The sequence below is a fragment of the Photorhabdus sp. RM323S genome, from assembly GCF_042879375.1.
In the GTDB taxonomy this organism is placed as follows: domain Bacteria; phylum Pseudomonadota; class Gammaproteobacteria; order Enterobacterales; family Enterobacteriaceae; genus Photorhabdus; species Photorhabdus tasmaniensis.
The window spans coordinates 1-3020 of sequence record NZ_JBHFKZ010000115.1; the positions used below are offsets into that span (position 1 = coordinate 1).

Sequence of the window (3020 nt, forward strand, 5' to 3'; positions counted from 1 at the left end):
CTGAATGGACATTGGCTGCTTGTACTGCGGGATTAGTCGCCGTTGGTGTAATGGAAAGCACCAAAGATAAAGAAGGTAAACAAGATAGAACAAAAGCGGATACAAAAACGATTGCTTCATCCAGAACCAAGTGTGAAAAGTGTCCAGCAATTGGGAAAGTGATGATGGTTTGGGAAAAAACCACATCGTATTCGGAAATAACTATTGCTTATCAAACAAAAATTGCCGGGACGATATACAACCCTGAATTAAACATCATTGAGACTCGGTTATGCATGGATACAAATTTTGATGGTTGGAAACCTGCACAATGCTTATTTCTTGAGGCTAAGGCTAAGTATGACCAGTTTTTTAAAAATGGTGAACCAAGTTGGGTTTTTGGTGAGTTTAGAAAAACACCTACCAGTAAAACAGGGGCAGAAAGTACGATTTGGCAAGCAGAAAGACAAAATAGGGTATGTATAGGGTTGAATAATATTCCAAAGTCTCATTGGCATTTTTTGCAACCTATATCTTATGAATATTTTTCTGAAATGTTTATTCCTTTTACTAACATTAAAACATTTCATACGCCAATGAGTTGAGAAAAATTCTATAACTATTGTTGAAGATTTCAAACAGGATTGATGATTATGAGTTTAATACATCCAAGAATAAAATTATTTCATGACCTTCATGAGCCAATAACACCTGAATTGGCGTTAAAAGATGCATATCAGATAATGCAAAAAATAAATAACATTAGTAGCAACCTAAGTTATTGGCATTTACCCGGGTATAATTTAGAGGAAATAGAGGGAAATAATGTATTTACTGATACTGGTTTTACTAAATATGCTATAAACCAGCTTACAGAAAATTATGATAAAGATGCAAAATATCTTATAGCTACTTTATTTGACATCCCAGGTGACATTGAACTTAAAAATCGAATATTTTATCAAAGTAGTGATGTAGTTTATAATAATATACTAGGAAAAACCAATATATCAATTGATCTTAACTTGGTGAAAGAAAAATTGAAAACTAGAATTATTATAGAGTTTGTTAAAGCTTTAGCATCTACTCGTAATTCTCCAGTCATTATGACTGAAACACGAGGATATAGATTGAAAAAAAAGCAAGTATTTCCAGATCGTTTAAGTGCTGGCTGGATGCTCTACTTGCCAATAGAAATAGATCCAACTTTAGTCCCAATGGCAGAAGAAATAATATCTATTTCTGATAAAAATGACAAAAAAGGCTCATTGATTATCACGACAAAAGATATTTTTGACATCGAAAATCAAGAACATATCAATAAAGCCAATGATATTGAAATCTGCTTGCGGGATCTACAAATACTACCATTGATGACAGAGTTATAAATATGACAGACAGAGCTGTGATCCGTTTAAACGACCTAACCGATCATGGTGGTAAAGTTATTACCGCCATTGATGATTGGGTTTATCAAGGCGTGCCTATTGCTGCTAAAGGTGATTTAGTAAACTGCCCTAAGTGCAAAGGGGTTTTTCCTATTGTGGAAGGCAGTGATAATTTAAAGCATCAGGGAAAACCTGTCGCATTAGAGGGGATGTACACAGCATGTGGCGCAAAACTGATTGCCAGCCAAAAAGATTTTCTCGCTTAATTAGACGAAAAATCACTTGGCCTATTTAGGGCAACACTGACGCGCTGCACTTGTCTTTTTCGTTTACCCAGCTAATACATTAATCCGGTAAAACGGAGAGCCGAGAAAAGTACCGTGACTATTTGCAGGTCATGGATAATTTATTGAAAAGGAGAAATTGATATGCCATTACCACTTCTTGCGCCAGCGGCTCCCGCTCTTTTAGCTGCTGCTGAATGGACATTGGCTGCTTGTACTGCGGGATTAGTCGCCGTTGGTGTGATGGAAAGCACCAAAGATAAAGAAGGTGAACAAGATAGAACAAAAGCGGATACAAAAACGATTGTTTCATCCAGAACCAAGTGTGAAAAGTGTCCAGCAATTGGGAAAGTGATGATGGTTTGGGAAAAAACCACATCGTATTCGGAAATAACTATTGCTTATCAAACAAAAATTGCCGGGACGATATACAACCCTGAATTAAACATCATTGAGACTTGGTTATGCATGGATACAAATTTTGATGGTTGGAAACCTGCACAATGCTTATTTCTTGAGGCTAAGGCTCTGTATGATCAGTTTTTTGACGATGGATTACCCAAATGGTTTTATGCTGAATTTAAGAAAAAACCAACAGATAAGACCGGGCTTGAAAGCATGATGTGGCAAGCAGAAAGACAAAATAATGTATGTGCTTCATTAGAAAATATTCCTAAATCACATTGGCATTTTCTGCAACCAGTATCTTACGGATATTTTACCAAAGCTTTTGCTAAATTTATTAACATTAAAACATTTAATACACTTTAAATGTGGATATTTATTTTAAAATTAGGATTAAAAAGATGAACATAATACACGCTAGAATAGAAATGTTTTATGATTTAAAAGAAAAGATAACACCAGAATTAGCATTGGGTGACACATACTGCATCATGCAACAAATAAATAAGGTATCTAATAGCTCAAGTAGATGGCATTTACCCGGATATGATCTAGACGAAATAAAAGCAAACAATGTTTTTGATGAAAGTGGCATTACTGAATATGCCATAAATCAATTCAAAGAAAGTTATGATGAGGATTTGAAATCTATCATAAAAACATTATTTGATGTTCCAGGTGATGTAAAGTTAAAAAATAGAATCATGTATTCAAGTCGTGACTATGATAATAGGCTAGGAAAAACGGATGTAAGCATTGATCTTAGTTTCGAAAAAGAAAAACTTAATCATTCTAAGTGTATTGATTTCGTAGCTTCTCTAGTTAGCAACCATTACTCTCCAATAATCATGATGGATGTCAGAGGCTACTCGCTAAAACAAAAACAAGTTTTCCCAGATAGAGTTTATGCCGGCTGGATGCTCTACTTGCCAATAGAAATAGATCCAACTTTAGTCCCAATGGC

Annotated in this window: 5 protein-coding genes; all 5 read left to right on the top strand. The window is 35.0% G+C overall.

Features of this window, described 5'->3' with window-relative positions:
- On the top strand, positions 1-584 hold a 584-nt coding region (locus ACGF7G_RS21805), incomplete at its 5' end, for a restriction endonuclease fold toxin 5 domain-containing protein (RefSeq protein ID WP_387468349.1).
- A 48-nt stretch (positions 585-632) separates the two neighbouring features.
- Positions 633-1367, top strand: coding sequence for an immunity 52 family protein (locus tag ACGF7G_RS21810; protein WP_387468351.1), 735 nt, complete (start codon positions 633-635; stop codon positions 1365-1367).
- 2 nt (positions 1368-1369) lie between these two features.
- The gene (locus ACGF7G_RS21815; protein WP_387468352.1) at positions 1370-1633 is read left to right on the top strand and encodes a PAAR domain-containing protein; all 264 of its coding nucleotides are present in this window, start codon (positions 1370-1372) and stop codon (positions 1631-1633) included.
- 162 nt (positions 1634-1795) lie between these two features.
- A complete protein-coding gene (locus ACGF7G_RS21820; protein ID WP_387468353.1) occupies positions 1796-2422 on the top strand; it encodes a restriction endonuclease fold toxin 5 domain-containing protein in 627 nt (208 codons plus the stop codon).
- Between the two features lie 35 nt (positions 2423-2457).
- On the top strand, positions 2458-3020 hold a 563-nt coding region (locus tag ACGF7G_RS21825), incomplete at its 3' end, for a hypothetical protein (RefSeq protein ID WP_387468354.1).